This window comes from Paenibacillus sp. Z6-24, from assembly GCF_054161335.1.
Genome location: NZ_CP096398.1, coordinates 1490606 through 1511557, shown reverse-complemented (window position 1 = coordinate 1511557; position 20952 = coordinate 1490606). Strand labels below are relative to the sequence as shown.

Annotated in this window: 11 protein-coding genes and 1 riboswitch; of the genes, 6 read left to right on the top strand and 5 right to left on the bottom strand. The window is 48.6% G+C overall.

The window, feature by feature from the left end; all coding sequences use genetic code 11:
* Nucleotides 1-315 precede the first annotated feature (315 nt).
* The 6 genes from M1D61_RS06675 to M1D61_RS06650 all read left to right on the top strand — a co-directional run bounded on the left by M1D61_RS06675 (nt 316) and on the right by M1D61_RS06650 (nt 13832).
* Nucleotides 316-2817, top strand: coding sequence for a right-handed parallel beta-helix repeat-containing protein (locus M1D61_RS06675; RefSeq protein ID WP_458121665.1), 2502 nt, complete (start codon nt 316-318; stop codon nt 2815-2817).
* Between the two features lie 313 nt (nt 2818-3130).
* Nucleotides 3131-5434, top strand: coding sequence for a right-handed parallel beta-helix repeat-containing protein (locus tag M1D61_RS06670; protein ID WP_458121664.1), 2304 nt, complete (start codon nt 3131-3133; stop codon nt 5432-5434).
* Between the two features lie 211 nt (nt 5435-5645).
* Complete coding sequence (locus M1D61_RS06665; RefSeq protein WP_458121663.1) at nt 5646-7910, top strand: right-handed parallel beta-helix repeat-containing protein; 2265 nt, start codon at nt 5646-5648, stop codon at nt 7908-7910.
* Nucleotides 7911-8253: 343 nt separating this feature from the next.
* Nucleotides 8254-10953 (top strand): right-handed parallel beta-helix repeat-containing protein, encoded by a 2700-nt coding sequence (locus M1D61_RS06660; RefSeq protein ID WP_458121662.1) that lies wholly within the window; start codon nt 8254-8256, stop codon nt 10951-10953.
* 340 nt (nt 10954-11293) lie between these two features.
* The gene (locus M1D61_RS06655; protein ID WP_458121661.1) at nt 11294-12268 is read left to right on the top strand and encodes a ring-cleaving dioxygenase; all 975 of its coding nucleotides are present in this window, start codon (nt 11294-11296) and stop codon (nt 12266-12268) included.
* Nucleotides 12269-12404: 136 nt separating this feature from the next.
* A complete protein-coding gene (locus M1D61_RS06650) occupies nt 12405-13832 on the top strand; it encodes a DUF4041 domain-containing protein (protein ID WP_458121660.1) in 1428 nt (475 codons plus the stop codon).
* Nucleotides 13833-13906: 74 nt separating this feature from the next.
* On the opposite strand, the gene M1D61_RS06645 is transcribed toward M1D61_RS06650, so the two are convergent.
* The 5 genes from M1D61_RS06645 to M1D61_RS06625 all read right to left on the bottom strand — a co-directional run bounded on the left by M1D61_RS06645 (nt 13907) and on the right by M1D61_RS06625 (nt 20848).
* Nucleotides 13907-14701, bottom strand: coding sequence for an SDR family NAD(P)-dependent oxidoreductase (locus tag M1D61_RS06645; protein ID WP_458121659.1), 795 nt, complete (start codon nt 14699-14701; stop codon nt 13907-13909).
* A 248-nt stretch (nt 14702-14949) separates the two neighbouring features.
* Nucleotides 14950-15843, bottom strand: coding sequence for an L-serine ammonia-lyase, iron-sulfur-dependent, subunit alpha (gene sdaAA, locus M1D61_RS06640; protein ID WP_458121658.1), 894 nt, complete (start codon nt 15841-15843; stop codon nt 14950-14952).
* Between the two features lie 19 nt (nt 15844-15862).
* Complete coding sequence (gene sdaAB, locus M1D61_RS06635; protein ID WP_458121657.1) at nt 15863-16528, bottom strand: L-serine ammonia-lyase, iron-sulfur-dependent subunit beta; 666 nt, start codon at nt 16526-16528, stop codon at nt 15863-15865.
* 267 nt (nt 16529-16795) lie between these two features.
* A riboswitch (glycine riboswitch) is annotated at nt 16796-16908 on the bottom strand.
* A gap of 252 nt (nt 16909-17160) precedes the next feature.
* On the bottom strand, nt 17161-17949 hold the full coding sequence (locus M1D61_RS06630; protein ID WP_458121656.1) for an SDR family oxidoreductase: 789 nt from the start codon (nt 17947-17949) through the stop codon (nt 17161-17163).
* Between the two features lie 118 nt (nt 17950-18067).
* Nucleotides 18068-20848, bottom strand: a complete 2781-nt coding sequence (locus M1D61_RS06625) for a PAS domain-containing sensor histidine kinase (RefSeq protein ID WP_458121655.1) — start codon at nt 20846-20848, stop codon at nt 18068-18070.
* Nucleotides 20849-20952 lie beyond the last annotated feature (104 nt).

Here is a 20952-nt window from a genome sequence, read left to right as displayed (position 1 = left end):
TAATTAACTGTATTCCCTCTAATAAATAATAAGAAGTTCTGGCGGTTATCAGATATTCCATGGTGTATTATACTAAATTATGTCGAAAGGAACATTTTTACTTCACCTATGAACTACTGGTAATTATAAGCCAATGGAACCACACTGACTCCTTTGTACCTGACCATTCGACAAGATTATCATTTTGCTGGATGTGTTGAAGGTTCTACCCTTATCTTACCTTTTTTTATTTCACGGATTAAGTAAAAATGTTTTTACCTTTTAATCCATTTACCGGGTTACTTACCGGATCCATTATATCAGGGGGAATTTATTATGTTTAACGCAAAAAAATGGACAGCATTGACTTTATCGGCGGCATTACTCGTGGGCTTCCTGCCAACACAAACCAAAACCACTTATGCAGCAGCAGCCACTCGGATGGTCAGCAGCGGCAATATCGTTCAGACCGGCGCCAACATCTATGTCGCTCTGACAGGTAATGATGTGACAGGCAAAGGAACAAAAGAAGCTCCATATAAATCCATCACCAAAGCAAGATCAGCTGTACGTGCTTACAAAGGTGTCCTGCCTGCGGGTGGCGTAACTGTCTGGGTCAAAGGTGGAACTTATAATTTGCCAGGCACACTCGATATGTTCCCACAGGATTCCGGAACAGCAGACAAACCGGTCATCTACCGCGCCTATCCTGGTGAGACCGTCAACCTGACTACAGGCAAAGGCGTCGACCCTACAATGTGGAAGCCGCTCAGCGCTGATGCAGCAGCTCGTGTAAACCCTGCTATCAGTGCCAGCAAGCTGCGCGAGATTGATGCAGCGGCTCTCGGTATCCAAAATATCGCCGGATTCGAAGGCGGCAGCACTTTTACAGAGAAATGGGGTATCGCGGATCTGATCGTTGATGGTATCCGTCAGCCGATCGCCCAGTGGCCGAACGCTGACCAGTCCATCAATTCCAACCGTCCCGGCTGGGTAACCATGAACGGTTCCGCCGATTCCAAATCCTTTTATTACGGTGAAGGTGGTATTCCGGAAGATGGAGATTCTACGGATGATCTCAACGCCGATAATACCAACCGTGCCGAACGCTGGAAAAAATCCATGGCACAGGGGCACGATCTGTACGTTAAAGGTTTTTGGAGAACAGCTTGGAGTCCGGTAACAAGCAAGGTCGGCGCTATTTACCCTGCAGATTCCATCATCTCTCTGAAAGATATTCCAAGCGGCGGCATGGGTGACAAGTTCAGCCGGACTGTCGTAAATACCAATCCTACTCTCAAATCTACCAATGTTACTGCCAATGTATACAGCACTTCCACTTCATTCACCCAACAATCACCAGTTACGTATCTGTCTTCTTCCAATAACAACGTATCATCCAACGTATATGGAACACCTTCATTGATCGTTCCACCGCTCGGCGCAGCAACTGCAACATCCAGCGTATACGGACTGGCAGCAGCGAACAGCGAGCCATTTATCCCGGATACAAGTGTAAGCTACCGTGTCGGCAGCGGCCTGGAAGAATGGAAAGCCATCAATTACCTCGATGAAATCGACGTACCGGGCGAATGGGCACTGGACTTTAAAGACGGCAAAATCTACTACTATCCTACCGGCGACCTGACCAAACAAATCGTAACCATCGCCGATAACAAATCATCCATCGTCAAATTCAACGATGCTTCCTACATTCAGTTCCTCGGCTTTGACGTAGAAGGCGGCATGGGCAACGGATTTGAACTGCAGCGTTCCCACCATATCACTATCGCCGGCAACAATGTATGTTATGTAACCGGCAGCGGTATCGTAGACTACTATGGCAACAACAATATTATTCAAAGCAACGATGTATTCGAAGTAGGTGCAAGCGGCATTACCGTCGGCTACTCCGGCAATCGTGCCACACTGACCAACTCCAATACCAAGATCAGCAACAACCATATTTACAAAGTCGGTACACTCTCCAGCCTCGAAGGAATCGTTGTTCGTGAATCGGTTGGCGTGACTGTTGATCATAACCTGGTACATGATACACCAAAAGCAGCGATCAAATATCCTTCCAACAACAATCTGCTGATGGAATACAACGAAGTGCACAATACTTCCCTGGTTGAAAGTGATACCGGTGCTTTCTACACACCACAGGATTGGACTTCATACGGCAACGTACTGCGCTACAACTTTATTCATCACAACCAACGCTCACATGGTTTCTACTTTGACGATGGGGACAGCGGTGATGTAGTCAGCAAAAACATCATTCAGCAATCCCAGACCGGCTTCCTGATGGGCGGCGGGCATGATAACCTGGCTCGTAACAATATGGTCATCGACACTCAAAAAGCCGGACAGATTGATGATCGTGGGATCGAGCGTGGTTACACAGCTACAAGTGCTTATGCCCAGAATCTGCTCAGCAAAAACCCGACTTCCGGCCCATGGCTGCAATACGGCAAAGATCTGAAAGCAACTTATGGCTACACTACCAATCTGTGGTCGGATATTTTGAACCCGAAGTGGCGCCCGGAATATCCAAATGGATCCAATATTTCCAACAATGTATTCGTACAATCCGGTGCAGTCACCACTCCGAAAAATGGTACCTTTACCGTAAAAGACAATCTGAATTTGACCAATATCGCTGATGCCCAGTTTTTTGACGCCAAAAATATGGATTTCCGCTCTAATAATCCTGAAATTCAGGCTAAATTTATCGGACTCAACACTATTTTTCCAAGAATCGGTCTGGTAAAAGACCAGTATCGTACCAGAGTTGTATCTCGTGCCGAATCCGGAGGTATGACCAACCGTTAATCTATTTTAATAAATAGGTTATTTTCAAATAATATGTATCTTTATACTCATGAATCCTGACTAACCTCTTCTCCCCTCATACTCTACCAGGCAGAAATCCTGTTGATTCGGGATTTCTGCTTTCCTTTCCTTAGCACAAAAAGTCGATTTTTGTTATTTTTTAACCAAATTTATCTATAAATATTAATAAATAGACCACTGCATCCGACAAAATAACTAGTACACCATTCCTGCAATTTTCTACTACCCACATTCCCCCCAAAATATCATACACCACCAGTCAGGATATCAAGTTGAGAAAGGGAGTTTTATTATGTTTGGAAAGAAGCCTATTGCAGCTATTCTTCTGATGAGTACGTTAGTGCTGGGATCAATCGCATCCCCGGCCTCTGTATATGCGGACCGTACGTTAAATGGCAATGTTACTACTCTAAGCAGCGGCGCTACTACAAATACGGGACTTAACCTCTATGTCGATGGTTCCGTAGCGATCGGCGGAGATGGCAGCAAAGACAAGCCGTTCAAAACCCTGCCGCAGGCACGTGACGCAATCCGTGCCAAAAAAGGAGTCCTTCCCGCCGGCGGTATCACCGTCTGGGTCAAAGGCGGAACGTACAAGATTACCGGTACGTTTGAATTGACCGCTTCCGATTCCGGAACGACTGGCAAATCCATCGTCTACCGCTCTTACCCTGGAGAGAAAGTTATCATCTCCAATGGCGTATCTGTGGACCCTACCCTCTGGAAGCCGCTGAACAGCAGCGCTCAGAAACGCGTTAATCCCAAAGTCAGCGCATCCAAGCTGGTCGAGCTGGATGTGAGATCCATGGGTCTGACCAATATCAATTCCTATCCAGGCGGTACCTCTTTCTCTGATAAATGGGGAATCATCGACCTGATCGTCAACAATGAACTCCAGCCAATCTCCCAGTGGCCGAATCCGGAAGAAGTAGCCGGCGGCAGCCGCGGCGGCTGGACGACAGTCAACGGCTCTGCAGATGCCAAATCCTTTTATTATGGGGAAGATGGCGTTCCGGCAGACGGAAATACCATTGACGCACTGAATGCGGATGGAACCAATCGTGCCGAACGCTGGAAAAACTCGATCGCTGCTGGCCATGACGTGTATCTGCAAGGCTTCTGGAGAACCCTATGGGCGCCACTAATGAGCAAAGTGCAGAGCATCAACACCTCCGAGGGCAGTATCACCTTGCTGGATATGCCTGCTGGTGGCATGGGCTCCAAATTCAGTAAGGAAGTTGCCGGGGCCAATCCGGTCTACCGTGTAGGTGAAGGTACCGAAGAATGGCGTGCACTGAATTTGCTGGACGAGATTGATCAGCCGGGCGAGTGGGCCCTGGACTTTAAAGACGGCAAAATCTACTACTATCCGAACGGCAACATCGCCGATATGGACGTAGAGATCGCTGACAAACCGAATGCTGTTGTGAAAATGAATGGCGCCTCTTATATCTCCTTCCTCGGCTTCCAGATCGAAGACACACTCGGCAACGGTATCGATCTGCAGAAGAGCCATCACATCACCATCGCCGGCAATACCGTACTCAATGTAGGTAACGGCGGCATCATCGACACTTACGGTTATTCCAATCTGATCAAAAGTAATGACGTGTACGATACCGGCGGTTTTGGTATCAGTGTCGGCAATGCGGGCAGCCGCGCCACCCTGACAGGCGCAAGCACACGAATCACCAACAACCATATTCATCATATCGGCCAGCATGCCCATCTGGCAGGCATCGTTATCCGTGATTCGGTCGGTGTCTGGGTGGATCACAATCTGATACATGATGTACCAAGAGACGCTGTCCGCTATGAGCGGGATAACAACCTGACTTTTGAGTTTAACGAAATCCACAATACTGCCCTTGCCGAAAGCGACACTGGTGCTTTCTATACTGCACAGGATTGGTCTTCCTACGGTAATGATCTGCGTTACAACTTTATCCACCACAACCAGCGGGCCAACGGCTTCTACGCGGATGGCAGTGATGCCGGAGATAACTATTACAACAATATTATCCAGGGTTCCGATCGTGCCCTTCAGCTGAACGGCCATCATAATATCGCCAAAAACAATCTGATTATTGCTTCCAATACTGCCCGCATCGAGAACCGCAGTGATACGCTGGCAATTAGCGATACGGTCTCCAAAAACTATGGAGTAACCAGCATTTTTGCAGAAACTCTGCGTTCCAAAAACCCTGATTCAGGCGTATGGCTAAACTATGCAGCCCAGCTGAAAAGCAAATATGGATATACCGACAACCTGTGGTCAGATATACTGGACCCTGCTTGGCGTCCGGAATACTCCAATGGTTCCAAAATTATTGATAACGCACTTGTGCAAGTTGGAAGTGTCATCAAGCCAAAATACGGCAACTACACAATCGCAAATAACAATACGATTGATACGGTCGCTTCCGCTTCATTCTACAACTACAACCAGATGGACCTACGCTCCAAAAATACCCAGATCCTCTCCAAATTTCCTAGCCTGAACAGCATTTTCCCTCAAATCGGGCTGCAGCAGGACACTTATCGTATCCGCGTCGTTACCCGCGCAGAGACCGGTGGATTAACCAACCGTCAATAAATGCACAGTGACCGAATTTATGATCATTAAAACATCTTTTATAGAAGAAACCTGTCTGCTACCTGCGGACGGGTTTCTTTTTTATATAAGTTAGTCAATTAACAAACAGGCACAAAGGCCGAACCTGTTCTTCATTCAAAAAATTGACACTGCTGTTCTTCCCTCCATATACTACCTTTAATAAGGAAAAAAGGGAGGTTAGGTATTGCAGGTGAAAAACATAAGATATGTTGTACTGATGAGCGGTCTGATCCTGCTATTATTGTTCCCTTTATGGCAAGGCGGACGAGCTGATTCCAAACAGGGTGCACTGGATAGCGGACCTGATGCTTCGACACCGATCAATCTGTATGTGGATGCTGCTGCCAGTGCCAAGCATCCGGATGGCAGTCAGCAGCACCCTTACCCCACTATTCAGGCGGCACGCGATGATCTGCGCAAACGCAGCAAGCCGCTGCCATCCGGCGGAGCTACCGTATGGGTCAAAGAAGGTAATTACAATGTCACTGCCACACTGGAATGGACAGCTGCCGATTCCGGCACTACCCAGGCACCCATCACTTACAGGACTTATTCCGGCAAAGTCGCTACATTGTCCAATGGCACGGCAGTGAATGCGTCCGATTGGAAACCGCTCAGCCCGGAAGCGCGTGAACGTGTGAATCCGGCGATTCAGGCCAGTCAGCTGATGGAACTTGATGTGAAAAAGTTAGGCTTTCAAAATATTCAGGGTTTTACCGGCGGTGATTATTTCACCGAGAAATGGGGCATTCTACAGCTGATTGCCGGCGACGCGATGCAGCCGGTCTCCCAGTGGCCCAACCGGAATGATGCATCTGCGGGCAATCGGGCTGGCTGGGCGGTCGCTTCGGGGATCGTCAACGAGCGCTCTTTTTACTATGATGATATGCAAAATAAGGATACAAGCAATCTGGGACGAATGGCACGCTGGCAGCGGGCCATTCAGACGGGACATAGCGTCTACCTCCAGGGATTCTGGCGCACGGTATGGAGCCCTGCAACGATACGCCTGAAAGAAATTCAGCCTTCTTCCCGTTCCATTCATCTGTCCCAGACACCGGCAGGCGGAATCGGCTCCAAATTCAGCGCCGTTGCCAATGCAGCGACACCGGATAACCAGTACCGTGTAGGTAATGGCACCGAGGAATGGCGGCTGCTTAATCTGCTCGAAGAAATCGACCAGCCGGGCGAATGGGCTCTTGATTTCAAAGACGGCAAAATTTATTATTATCCGCCCAAACCAATCAGCGAGATGCATACCGTAATTGCAGACCGTACCGATCCGATTATCCGGATCAATGGTGCTTCCCACCTCCGCTTTATCGGCTTTGAACTCAAAAATGGACTGGGTAACGCGATCAATGTACAAAACAGTAATCATATTACACTGGCCGGACTGACCATACGTAATATGGGCAACGGCGGAATCACCGATTCCGGCGGCAGTCATAACATGATTCAGAGCAATAATATTTATGATACCGGAAGCTTTGGCATCAGTGTCAATAAGGCAGGCAGCCGGGCCAAACTGACTGCTGCCAATACCAGAATTACCAACAACCATATCTACAATACCGGTATACTGGTGCATCTGGAACCGCTCATTATACGCGAGTCAGTCGGTCTGCGGATTGATCATAATCTGCTGCATGATGTGCCCAAGGATGCGATCCGCTATACGTTTAGCAACAAACTGTTATTTGAATACAACGAGGTACATAATACAGGACTGGTTGAAGGCGACACCGGCGCATTCTACACTGCACAAGATTGGTCTTCGTATGGCAATGTACTTCGTTACAACATGATTCACCATAACCAGCGTTCCAACGGTTTCTATGCGGATGGCGGCGCCAGCGGCAATACGTATCAGAATAATATTATTCAGAATACCAAACGCGCCTTTATCGTGGAAAATGGACACCACAATGTGGCGGTCGGCAATCTGCTGATCGAGACGGAATCGATGGAGATCAATGATCGATCCGACAGCCTAAATTACGGGCTGAACAGTCCATATGCCCAGCTTCTGCGCGGTTTCCATCCGCAGAGCGGCCCATGGAAACAATATGGGGAGAAGCTCGCCAAACAGTACGGTATGAAAGGCAATCTGTGGAGTTCGGTATTGAGTGCCGGCTGGAATCCGCAGTATCCGAACGGCAGCAAGCTAAATAATAATGTGATGGTCGGCGGCGCCACAATCAAGATCCCCAAAAAAGGCGATGTAGCCGCCCAGGGTAATGTCGTTTTAAACACGGTAAATGAAGCCGGATTTTATAATTATAACAATCTGGATCTGCGTACCCAGAACAAGACCATTCTCCAGAAGTTCCCTAACCTGAATCAGGTGGTTACCGAGATCGGTCTGTACAAAGACGCCTACCGTGTACAGCCGATTGCTCGAAATCAGTACAATGGATTAAGCAACCATTCTGCCCCCGATAAAACTTCCTGATTCTTAGTCGGCAGCATCGCTTCACAGGAACAGCAAGCATTATGGACTGCTGTTTCTGTGAAGCTTTTTTTGTGCGAAACTTGACAACGTTTAACAAGCTATGCTCAAATGGTTACAAAAAAGAAACACATATATTAATTTTATGAGATAATTTTTACATTTACTGATATTTTTTTTTGTTTTTGCTAATTTCTCGACAATCTTTTATTATATATAATGGCTTTGGCTGAATTATTCTGTGAAGGAGGTGGTTGCAGATTATAAATCAGGTACTGCATCTTGGCGGGGAGATACTATTCCCCCGGTTACTCGCACACAAAGAGAATGGAGGGAAATCATACACATGAAGAAGTTCCAAAAAATTGTATCGCTTACGGCTGTACTCGCGCTGTCCAGTACATTGGCCGTTCCCTACACGGTCGCCGAACAGATAAGCAACCAGGGGACTGCCATACTGAGCAGTGGAGCAGTAACAGCAACCGGAATGAATCTGTATGTTGCTACTTCCGGTAGTGATACAAACGGAGATGGCAGCGAAGACAAGCCTTATGCCACTCTGGACAAAGCAAAAAATACGATCCGTGCTCTGCATGGCAAACTGCCCGAGAACGGAATCACCGTCTGGGTTAAAGGCGGCGAATACGAGACTTCCACACTGGAGCTGACCGACCAGGATTCGGGTACAGCGGACAAACCGATTATATACCGCTCTTACCCTGGCGAGCATGTCACGCTGACCAACGGTGTGCATGTACCGGCCTCTGACTGGAAGCCGCTCAACCCGGAAGCAGCAGGCCGTGTTCATCCGGATGTCTACGCCGGCGACCTGTACGAACTGGATATGAAACAGAAGAACTTCAAGCATATTTTCCACTTTCGTGGCGGTACTTCCTTTACCGAACAATGGGGTATTGTCGATCTGATCGCCAATGGCGAACGGCAGCCGATCTCACAGTGGCCGAACTCTGGTGAATCGGTGAATAATCATCGCAAAGGCTGGACCACCATCAACGGTTCTGCGGATGCCAAATCCTTTTATTATGGCGAGGGAGGCATCCCAGAAAATGATGATACGACCAATACACTGGATCTGGATGGTACCAATCGCTCCGAGCGCTGGAAAAAGTCGCTGGAAGCGGGCCATCCACTCTATCTCAAAGGATTCTGGAGAACAGTATGGAGCCCTATTACCAGCTCTGTACAGGAAATAGATACCAACCATCATGTCATTACACTGAAAGATATTCCTGCTGGCGGTATGGGTTCCAAGTGGAGTAAGGCTGTAATCGATTATCGCAACAGCACATCCGCTTCGGTAAATACGTACAAAAATCAGCCGTCACTGACGACTCTGCCTTCAGCCGACGATGCGCTGCATGATGTGGATACATCCAGTCAATCCTATACGATGTATCAAAAAGGCGGCGAAACCAAATCTGTCGACCTTAAGGAAGAACTGACCGAAGATTCCCTGCTGAAGACCGAGACGGCTAATCCTTCCCAGGAAGCCGAAGATGCCAAACCGGTCACTCTAAAGTCGGAGCCGGTTACCATGCAGTCGGATGAAGCCGATTCACCGATCACGTATCTTGGCGATCAGCCTTCACCGATCTATTATCCCGGAGAAAACACCAAACCGGCAGCGGTCACCCCGGATGTGTATCAGAAATCCGTCAAAGCCGATGTCTATGCTTATAGCTCGGAATACAAGGCCAAGATCCGCGCGCCTTACCGGATCGGAACAGGTGTTGAAGAATGGCGGGCCATTAACTATCTGGATGAGATTGATCAACCGGGCGAATGGGCACTGGATTTTAAAGACCATAAGCTCTATTACTATCCAAAAGGCGGTAAACTCCAGAATCTGAATATCATTATTGCCGATAATGAAAACCCGGTTATTTCATTCAAGGGCGCCTCGTATGTACAAATGCTGGGCTTTACGATTGAAGGCAGCATGGGCAACGGAATCGAACTCAAGAACAGCAATCATATTACAATTGCTGCCAATACGCTGCGCAATCTGGGCAATGGCGGTATTCTCGATGTGAGGGGTTCATCCAATCTGTTCCAGAGCAATGATATTTATGAAGTAGGCGGATTTGGGATCAGCATCAACGATGCCGGTAACCGTAAATCCCTGACGGCCGCGAACAGCCGCGTGACCAACAACCATATTCACCATGTCGGTGAATTGACCCATCTGGAACCTATCCTGGTGAGGAACTCGGTCGGCGTTACTTTCGATCATAACCTGATGCATGATGTACCCAAGGATGCTGTACGCTATGTATACAGCAACAATCTAACATTTGAATATAATGAGGTACACAATACCTCGCTGATCGAAGGCGATACCGGTGCTTTCTATACAGCGCAAGATTGGGCGTCTTATGGCAATGTGCTCCGCTACAACTTTATCCATCATAACAAGCGCTCCAACGGCTTCTATTCGGATGGTGCGGACAGCGGAGATAACTACCAGTACAATATCATCCAGGGCTCGACCAAGGGCATTCTGCTGAATGGTCATGATAATATCGCCAAGAACAATCTGGTCGTGGATTCCAATATGATTCAGATCGACCAGCGTGGCAACCAAAAGAGCCATGGGGTGAAAAGCATTTTCGCCGATCAGCTGCGCGAGATGAATCCAAGCAGCAATCCATGGGCGCAATACGGTCAGCAGCTTCAGGAAAAGTATGGCTACGATCACAAACTGTGGGACAGCATACTGGACCCAAGCTGGCATCCTGAATATCCTAACGGAACCAAAATGACGGATAATGTGCTGGTAAATACGCCAAGCATCGTTGTTCCTAAAAAAGGAGATACCACGGTAGAAGGCAATGATTTTATCAATATGGTCAGTGAAGCTGGATTTTATAATTACAGCAAAATGGATCTGCGTACCGACAACAAACAGATTCTCGCTAAATTCCCTAACCTGAATGAAGTCTTCCCACAAATCGGACTGAAAACAGACGATTACCGTACGCGGACAGTTACCCGGGCGGAAAGCGGCGGTTTGTCGAATCACTGATAATACTGATAATATGATCACATTATAATTTAAATGATTTTGATCAAGACCACCCGGGCAAGTTCCGGGTGGTTTTTGCTGTATGATTTTCAGTATGGCTTATGGTTTGATTACCGTATGATTTGCTGCCTCATTGGTTGTATGGCTTGCTGTAAGTCTGGTGTACGAATCGCTGTAGCATTGCAAAGTACAATCCCACTTTTTATAAAGCAGCTATACTTTTTTCACAAAAATTGCTCTACTCTATTGTATTCTTCTGGACTCATGTTATAATTATCTTAACTTTAAGATTTCAAATACAAAAACAATTTATATAAACAATCTCAGGAGGATGATAAATATGGAACTGTTAGGTATTCATCATGTATCGATCATGACCGGCAAAGCGGAAAAGAACTTCGAATTTTACACCAAAGTAATGGGTATGCGTCTCGTCAAAAAAGGGGTTAATCAGGATGATACAACTTCCTACCACCTCTTTTATGGAGATGGTGTAGCTTCTCCCGGGAGCGAACTGACCTTTTTCGATCTGCCGGGTATTGGCCCTACGTATCAGGGGGTATCCAGCATCTCTGCTTCCTCCCTGCGGGTAACCGATACAGCGGCGCTGCAATACTGGTCCGACCGGTTCGACAGCCTGAACGTCACCCATGAAGAGATCAAACAGCGCGCCGGACGGGACACACTCGCTTTTCAGGATTTTGAAGGCACCCGTCTGATTCTGGTAGCGGATAATAATGAACAGGGTGTAGCACCCGGACAGGCATGGGACGGCTCGGATGTACCGGTAGAACATGGTATTCTCGGTCTTGGACCGGTGACCTTAACGGTGGCCAATCCGGAGAACACGGTACTTATTCTGACCGGCGTACTCGGCTTCCGCCACGCAGGTTCCTATCCATCCCTCGCCGGTGAAGAGCACGCGGATATTCAGGTATACGCTACCGGTGAAGGCGGCGCAGGTGCCGAAGTTCATATCGAGACCCGTCCGGAACTGCCATTTGCCCGTCTTGGCCGCGGCGGCGTCCACCATGTCGCTTTCCGTGTGCCGGATGAAGAACAGTACAATGCCTGGTCGGAAAGGCTGTCCAAACTCGGTATTCCCAACTCCGGAAAAATCGACCGTCACTACTTCCGTGCCCTCTATTTCCGTGAGCCAAACGGCATCCTGTTTGAGCTCTCCACCGATACGCCGGGATTTGATATCGACGAATCGATGGATTCACTGGGCGAGACACTGTCCCTGCCTCCTTTCCTGGAGCCCCACCGTACCGAGATCGAATCCAAGCTTCGGCCGCTGGTGCTGGAAGATTAATTTTATAATATACAATCCGCAGTCATCCCTGTCGATGCACTGCGGATTTTTTCTTTATAAGATATAAAAAAATATACTTTTAAGTAATTTAATGGATTATAATCAAGATATATTACATATTTATGGAGGTTAACGAATGAAAAAATGGTATCTTTCTACCTGGTTTATTGGCTTGTTATGCTGCTTTGCTACTGCCGTAGTCCCTCTAATTGCAGCGGTAATTCTGCTGCTGATTCGCTATTCTGCCGAGAAAAAAGAATACGCTGAACAGGCCCGACAGGATCAGGAATATCAGTTGCTTCGACAGCAGCATGACTCCCTCGAAAGTCAATATCAACACCTGCAATCCGAGCAGGACAACCTGCAGCAAAGCCGTGATACGATGGAGCACCAATATAAATTAATGAAAAATGAACATCATATGATGAGAGTCGCCTACGAACAGATTGATCCAGTGGAACGTCAGCGGCTTATTCAAGAATATGAACATCATAAGCAGCAATTGATTGAGTTGAATGACGAGCTGCTGATGCAGGAGTTTGGGCTGTACGAACCCCTGTATGATCTGGCTACATCCGAAGCTTATAAATACCGGTTGGAAGAAATTCGTGATCAGCAGAAAGAAATGGTTCGCAATAAACAGGCAGCCGCGTTTAGAGAAGCATGGACAGTGAATGGAAGCGAAAAAGAAGGCAAAAAAATGATGAATGATCTGATTAAGCTGTTTATTCGTTCTTTTAATAACGAGTGCGATGCCTCCATTATCAAAGTCAAATTCAACAATATAAACTCGATTGAGAACCGCATACAGAAATCGTATGATGTTTTGAATAAACTGGGAGCCATGAATGGTATCTCCATTACCCTGGCTTATTTAAATTCCAAGCTGGAAGAACTGCATCTGAATTATGAGTACGAGAAGAAAAAGCAGGAAGAAAAAGAAGAACAGGCACGGATTAGAGAGCAAATGCGCGAGGAAGCCAAAGCATTGAAAGAAATTGAAGCCCAAAAACAAAAATTCGAAAAAGAAGAAAATCACTTTAATCAGGCTATTGAAGCATTGAAATCCAAAATGCAGCTGGAAAATGCAATCGAACAGGAGAAGATTCAGCGCAAACTGCAAGAGCTTGAAGCCCAGCTTGCTCAAGTACAGCACGCTAAAGAAGATGTCATTAACCGTGAACGCAATACAAGAGCAGGCTATGTCTATATTATTTCCAATATTGGATCTTTTGGTGAAGAAGTATACAAAATCGGCATGACACGCCGTCTTGAACCGCTTGATCGCATTATTGAGCTGGGAGATGCTTCGGTACCTTTCCGGTTTGATGTACATGCCATGATCTTTAGCAATGATGCACCTGCTCTGGAAAATGCATTGCATCGACGCTTTACCAATCACCGGTTAAACAAAGTCAATTTAAGAAAAGAATTTTTCCATGTGACACTTGCGGAGATCGAGGAAGAAGTTCGCAAAAATCATAATGAAGTCGTACAATTCACCAAACTGGCAGAAGCTTCCGAGTACAGACAATCTATTCAGGAAGAAGACATTGCTGTTTAAAATCTGATAGGCTTCCCAGATACAGTAAAGGCAGCGTTCCCGCAACAGGGCGCTGCCTTTCTTTTATCAAATAATCAGAATACGCTTCGCACCAATCCACCATCAATCCGCAGAGCTGCTCCGTTGATCGCTCCCGATAGCGGGCTGCTTACAAAAGCAACAAAGTCCGCAATCTCTTCCGGGCGAATCAGACGCTGGATAATGGAGGTTGGCCGGTTTTCTTTCATAAACCGCTTCTCCGCCTGCTCCAGGTCAAAGTCATCCCCCGGGTACAGACTGCGCAGCATCTGTTCTACGCCTTCTGTCATCGTCGAACCCGGCATAATCGTATTCACGGTCACTGCCGTGCCCTGAGCTAGCTCCGCCAGGCTGCGGGAGACGGAGAGCTGCATCGTCTTGGTGGCGCTGTAATGAGCCATCTCCTGGGATGGCATCACAGCAGCTTCACTTGCGATAAACAGAATACGACCTTCGCCGCGATCGATCATTTGACGCATATAATGACGGCTCAGTCGTACACCGCTCATCACATTCACCTCGAAGAACCGGAACCATTCTTCATCAGGGATGTCGAAATATTCCGCCGGTTCAAAAATTCCCAGATTATTCACCACAATATCCAGCTCCGGATAATCTGCAATCAACTGCTGACAGCCTTCTTCACTGCCCAGATCTGCCGCCGCCGGCAGCAGTCGTGCCGATGGCAGTTGTTCCTGAATATCGCCGATTGTCTGCCGAATCTTGTCCTCGCTTCGCCCGTTGATTAGCACTTCCGCTCCTTCCCGTGTCAGTGCTGTTGCAATTGCCCTGCCGATCCCGTGTGTAGAGCCGGTTACGAGTGCTTTTTTGCCTGTAAGTTGTAGATCCATCTGCGATTCCTCCTCTGATTGATTGCTGCAAATCACTTCAGCATCTTTTCACACGCTGGCCGAAAGTTGAATCAGCAGATGCGGCAGGCTGTTACATACCCCATAGGACCGAATGAAGTTTAATACAAAAAAAGTCCCTGCGCAGGGCAGGGACTTTTGGAATAACACTGTGCAGGAGTTAGAACTGCAAGAGTTCGCCGTCCAGCTTCTTTGTATTTAGCTATGCATTACTGCATCTGATCCGAAGGTTAATTCCCGTTATTCTGTCGACGGCGGCGCAGTTCTTCGGTAATTTTGCGACCGGTCGGTGTCTGGGCCAGTCCGCCACGAGCGGTTTCGCGGTGCTCACTCGGCATGGACCGTCCGACCTGCAGCATCACATCCACCACTTCATCCGAAGGAATCGCGCTGCGCACTCCGGCCAGTGCCATATCGGCAGCAGCCAGTGCATTGACCGCTCCCAGTCCGTTGCGTACGATGCATGGAATCTCTACCAGTCCGGCTACCGGATCACAGATCAGTCCCAGTGTATTTTTGAGCGCCAGACCGACAGCATGCATCGCCTGCTCCGGCGTACCGTTACGCAGTTCAACGACCGCTCCGGCAGCCATACCGATCGCCGATCCTACTTCAGCCTGACAGCCGCCCTCCGCTCCAGAGATGGAGGAGTTATTGGCAATGACGTAGCCGATCGCTCCAGCTGCAAATAATCCCATAACCATCAGCTCATCACTCCAGCCGAACCGCTCCTGGGTGCTGACGAACACGCCCGGGATAATACCGCAGGAGCCTGCGGTTGGAGTCGCAATAATGCGTCCCATCGAGGCATTCACTTCGGATACTGCCAGCGCGTAGGACATCGCCCGCGTCGCATCACTACCGGATGCGGTCTCGCCATTATTGAGGTAATTGTATACCCGGCGCGCATCGCCGCCGGTCAGTCCGCTGCGGGATACGGTATCTTCGGTAATCCCCTTGTGTACCGCTTCTTTCATAATATGATAATAATCCGTCATCTGCCGGATCACTTCTTCCCGGGATACTCCGGTTTCCTTGACCTGCTCTTCAACCATCAGTTCAGCAATCGTGAGAGAACGTTCCTCACAGAGTCTGATAATATCTTTTAACGAACGGAATTGCATTCCGGTTCACAACCTTCCATTAATCCAGATTAATAACGACCGCACGGGTCACGTAGGGTAATTGTTCGATTCTGTCCAGCACCTGCTGAACAGGCGCACTGTCCAGTTCGATGATGGTCATGGCTTCACCGCTGCGTGATTTGCGATCCACGTCCATAAAGCCGATATTCAGCTCGGATTCGCTCAGCGTACGCGTAATATCGGCCAGTACACCTTTACTGTCCTGATGTTCGACTGCCAGTGTCGGATACTGCCCCGAGCCCTTGAGATCGAATCCGTTCATCTCATGAATCTCGATATTGCCGCCTCCGATCGAAGCACCTGCCAATTCGGCTGTCTGCTCACCTTGGCGCAGCCGGATACGTACAAAGTTGGGATGCGGGTAATTGCCGCTCCCTTTATCAAACCGGATCGTCATGCCCAGCTGATCCGCTTCCTCGGCTGCATCAGGCAGACGCGGATCATCAGGGCTGTAATCCAGCAGGCCTCCAACCAGCGCCAGATCCGTACCATGCCCCCAGTACGTCTCGGCAAATGAACCATACAGAATGATATCCGCATGTTCCGGGCAGACACCCAGCAGCTGTCTGGCTGCACGGCCCAGGCGTGCTGCTCCTGCCGTATGTGAACTGGATGGTCCTACCATCGATGGACCAATAATATTGAATACATTTTTAAAACGCATTCTGATTCCTCTTTCCCGCATATGCGCCTGTGAATTGTTGTCTTGAACAAGTTATATTCCGGCAGAGATCTGCTGCATGCTGTCTCTCTCCACTCCATCTGCATCGCTGCCAGTTCTATAGCGTTTCCATATCTTCCACGAGTTGACAGAAAAAAGGACAGAGCAAAGCCTGCAAGGGCCTATTGCTCTGTCCTCGTTACCTGAGAGTTTGGACAGGAAACTGCTCCTGTCATACCCCTTGGGTGGCTTGCGCTCTCTCCAGAGTTGCGTCCGGCAGCGGTTCCTGGTACCTGAGAGATTGGCCGGGGGCTGGCATTCCCTCCGACTTGCTCCTTCGGTGGCGGATCGCATACATCCGCAGACTCTCCCGCTATCTTCATTCGCAGTCTATGTTATGGGGAATATCCCCGCTTGAATTCTGCTCATTATCCTTGTCATCCCTAGCTTAATTCAGCCAGTACGACACTGTCAATTCCCTGACCAAAAGTTATGACATCCAGGCATCCCCTACCTAAATATCCCCTTTCCCGAACAGGGAAAGAGGATAGAAGTTCTGCTGTCCATGGTGCAGCAGCATATCGTATTTTGGCCGTGTAATGAAGCTGCGGTTATTACCCAATCCAGGCTGCGGACTACATCAGCAACGATTCGGTTCCGTCCACGAATACTTCCGTACCGGAAATCTGGGATGCCTGCTCGGAAGCGAGGAAGAATACCAGGTTGGCCACTTCCTCCGCTTTGCCCGGCTCGCCTTTGAGCGGATGTTGACCGTCCGGATATTCTACCCGGATCTGTACCTTTTTGAGATCATCGCTCTCATATGTGTTGTCTTCGATGTCCGTATCGATAAATCCGGGACATACGGCATTTACCCTTATTTTATAGCGCGCCAGTTCCAGGGCGGCCATTTTCATGAAAGCAGTCTGTCCGGCTTTGGACGTTGCATAGGCGGAAGCGCCGATTTTGGAGAATGTACGGTTACCGTTAATCGAGCTGGTAATGACAATGCTGCCTCCACCTTGCTTCATATATGGAATGGCATATTTGACTGTTGCAAATGTACCTCTCAGGTTAATCTCAATCGTGCGGTTCCAATCCTCTATCTCCATCGTCTCGATCGGAGCGGTCTCCCCGTTAATACCTGCATTGGCAAATACGATATCAATGCTGCCGGATTCTTCACCCGCCTGCTTCATCGCCTGCTCAATCATCTCGGGATGCGAGACATCGCATTCGATGACACTGGCCTTGCCGCCGGCGCTCTCAATTTCGGATTTGGTTTTTTCCGCCTCTTCCGGTGTACGATCCAGCATATACACTTTCGCGCCTTCGGCAGCGAGCCGGATCGCGGAAGCTTTACCGATACCGGAACCTCCGCCGGTGACGATTGCGGTTTTGCCTGCTAATTGTAATTCTGCCATGTGAGTCATGCCTCCATTCTCAGAATCTGCTTTCCTGTGTCTGTCCACATGATGCTGCAGACCGACCTGTACGTACAGTAAGTAACCGTAAGGCCGGAAAGATGAATCAGCAGGCGCTTCAAACCCGATCAGATGGTTTGTACTGCGGCAATGTTAGAGTGAAGACAGAGCCAGAGCCCGGGTTGGAAGATACATGAAGCTGACCGTGATGGTCCTGCACAATCAGATGGGCAATATACAATCCAAGGCCGGTACCGCTGACTTTGCGTGAAGCTGTAGAGTGGGAACGGAAAAATTTCTGGAAAACATGCGGCTGATCCTGCTCGGGAATGCCGATGCCATAATCCTCTATCGCAATAACGACAGAATCACCTTCCTGCTGCACACTTATATCGACAGCCATACTGTCCGGTGAATATTTGAGTGCATTGCTGATCAGATTATGAATGACCTGAATCATCCGGTGTTGATCGCCCAGAATGTACAATTCTTCTCCGTCGCTGTGCACGCGAATCCGGTGGCGGGAATGAATATCCCATTGATAACAGACCGTCTGCACCAACTCACGTACCGGCAGACAGCTCATATGATATTCGATATGCCTGGCTTCGATACGCTGACTGTCCAGGAAATCATCGAGCAGTCGGGATAACCGATTCCCTTCCTGCTGAATCGTATGCATGAACTCCTGCCGCTTGGCAGCCGGCATATCCTCATACAGGGCGAGCATCTCAATATAGCCCATAATTGCCGACAGCGGTGTTCTGAGCTCATGAGAGACGACAGTAATCAGCTCATCCTGCATCTGGCGGACCCTTCTCTCCTCCGTACAGTCACGAAATACGAGCAGGAAGCCGTGTTCAATCCCTGCCACGGGGTCAATTACCGGTGTGACGTAGAGCGACAAAATACGCTTGCTGCGCAGCAGAATCAGCTCACCCTGCTCCCAGTGCTCCCCGCTTTTCATATAATGTTCCAGCCGGTCATTCAGGGAACCGGTATTGACGGTTAGCTGATCAATATGAACGAGCAGCTCGGTAATCGGGCGGCCGGTATAATCCTCCAGATTAAAAATTGCCTGCATCGTCGGATTCATAAACGAGATCAACTGCTGGGAATCACACATGACTACTCCTTCTTCGACCGATTGCAGCAGATTGCCAGTGATGCTTTTTTGCCTTTCGGCTGCTCCCTGTTCTTCCAGCAGACGGTCATTTAGCAGCTGCAGCTGACGAGCCTGTTCATTGTGCTGTTCTTTGAGATGCTCTTCTTCTGTCAAATCATGAATGAAAAAGGTACGGAACGAAGTGCCGTCCGCCAGCACCTTGCTGCGCGTCAGTTCTACCGGGAATGTCGTACCGTCAAAGCGGGTCGCCTGTACAGCAATGCAGGTCTCCTCGTCATCACCGGGCTCCGGCAGAATAATATCCGACAGCGGACGTCCGATCGCCTCTTCCTGTCTGCAGCGAAACATCCGCTCGGCAGCCGGGTTGAAGTCAGTAATGCGCAGCTGTCTGTCCGTAGAAATAATCCCGTCGATCGCCATCTGCAAAATGGCGTCCTTCTGCGCCTCGCTTTCCGCCAGATCAAATGTGCGTTCCACGACCCGGATTTCCAGCAGTTCCTTGTCTTTTTTGATCTGCAGATACTGGTGTTCCATAATGCTGACGACCGACTTAAAGTTGCGTATCAGCTTGCGCACTTCAATAATATTCGTCTCCGGCCACTCCAGCGGACGGTTCTCTTTGACTTTGGAAGGAATATTGTTGGATGCCTTGGCCAGCTGCATCAACGGACGAGTCAATTTGCGGCTGATCGGACGTGCCAGCACCAGTGCAACTACAATCACAATTAATATTTTTAGGATACTGCATAGATAAAAGGCATAATATGGGTATAAATAAAAGTTAAGAGGCATAGTTAAGACAAGACGATATTGTTGTGACAATGGTACATCCATTACCAGATAAGACTCCTGCCAGCGTTCCAGCTTGTATTGCGCCCGGTCAGGGAACTGCTGATAAATGCTCCCATGTACAGGCTGATCCTTCAGCAGCAGCTTCCTGTATCCTGTATTATCCGCAAAGCGGCTTACCATGTCTGCAGTCATTGTCGTATAACGGGCCTGTCCAGAAGCATCCAGTACCATGGAATCTATAACAAAGTCCTTTTTGAAATCAATCATCAGCGACTGAACCCGGTCTGGTCTTATCAGCAGATTCTGCTGAATTTCCTGTGTATACAAACGCGAAGACCGGCTCATATATTCCGACCCGTAGCCCAGTATATCTTCAAACTGCTGGCGGCCATTCATAAACATGACCAGCAGTGAAGTCAGCACCACCGAAGCCAGCAAATATTTAAAAATGATCCTTCCCAGCGATATCGGATAACTCGGGCGGCTGCCGATTGCGACCCGGCTCAGCAGTGACTCGACACCAATGGAAGCGACCAGCCCGTTAATGATGCCATTAAGCACATTGTTTATCGTTAGCAGCCCGATCAACCAGCTATCAGTATTTTCCAGTGTTTCCCGATACATGATGAACAGCAGCGGCATCGCAATCAAAATCCAGAAAGAGGCATCCACTTTCAGCAGGCTGCTTCGCGGGAACAGGCGGGAGCATAGACATACAAATACCAGTTCCAGTCCGAGTACAGCGATAAGCAGTCCGTACGAGCCTGTCCACAGGAAAGGCAAATTGATGAGCAGCAGCGCAGGAAAAGCAAACTTCAGCCCATACAGTCTAACAATCATCAGGGCTGCCGTGCCTCCAAAAATAAATTGCAGCACCACCGACAGATCCAACTTGAAGCAGTTTACTGCTATGCCGAGGATCGTCAGGATGCCTGTCCCCAGCCAGGGAGATTTTAACCGGTGAAGTATTTTGTAATTCATAACGAACGGTCCTTTCTCACACGGACAGCAGTTTCACCCGTAAGACCGTCTGACGAATCGTCATACTACGCCTGAGTGCATGTATACCTGATTTGGATGTTCCG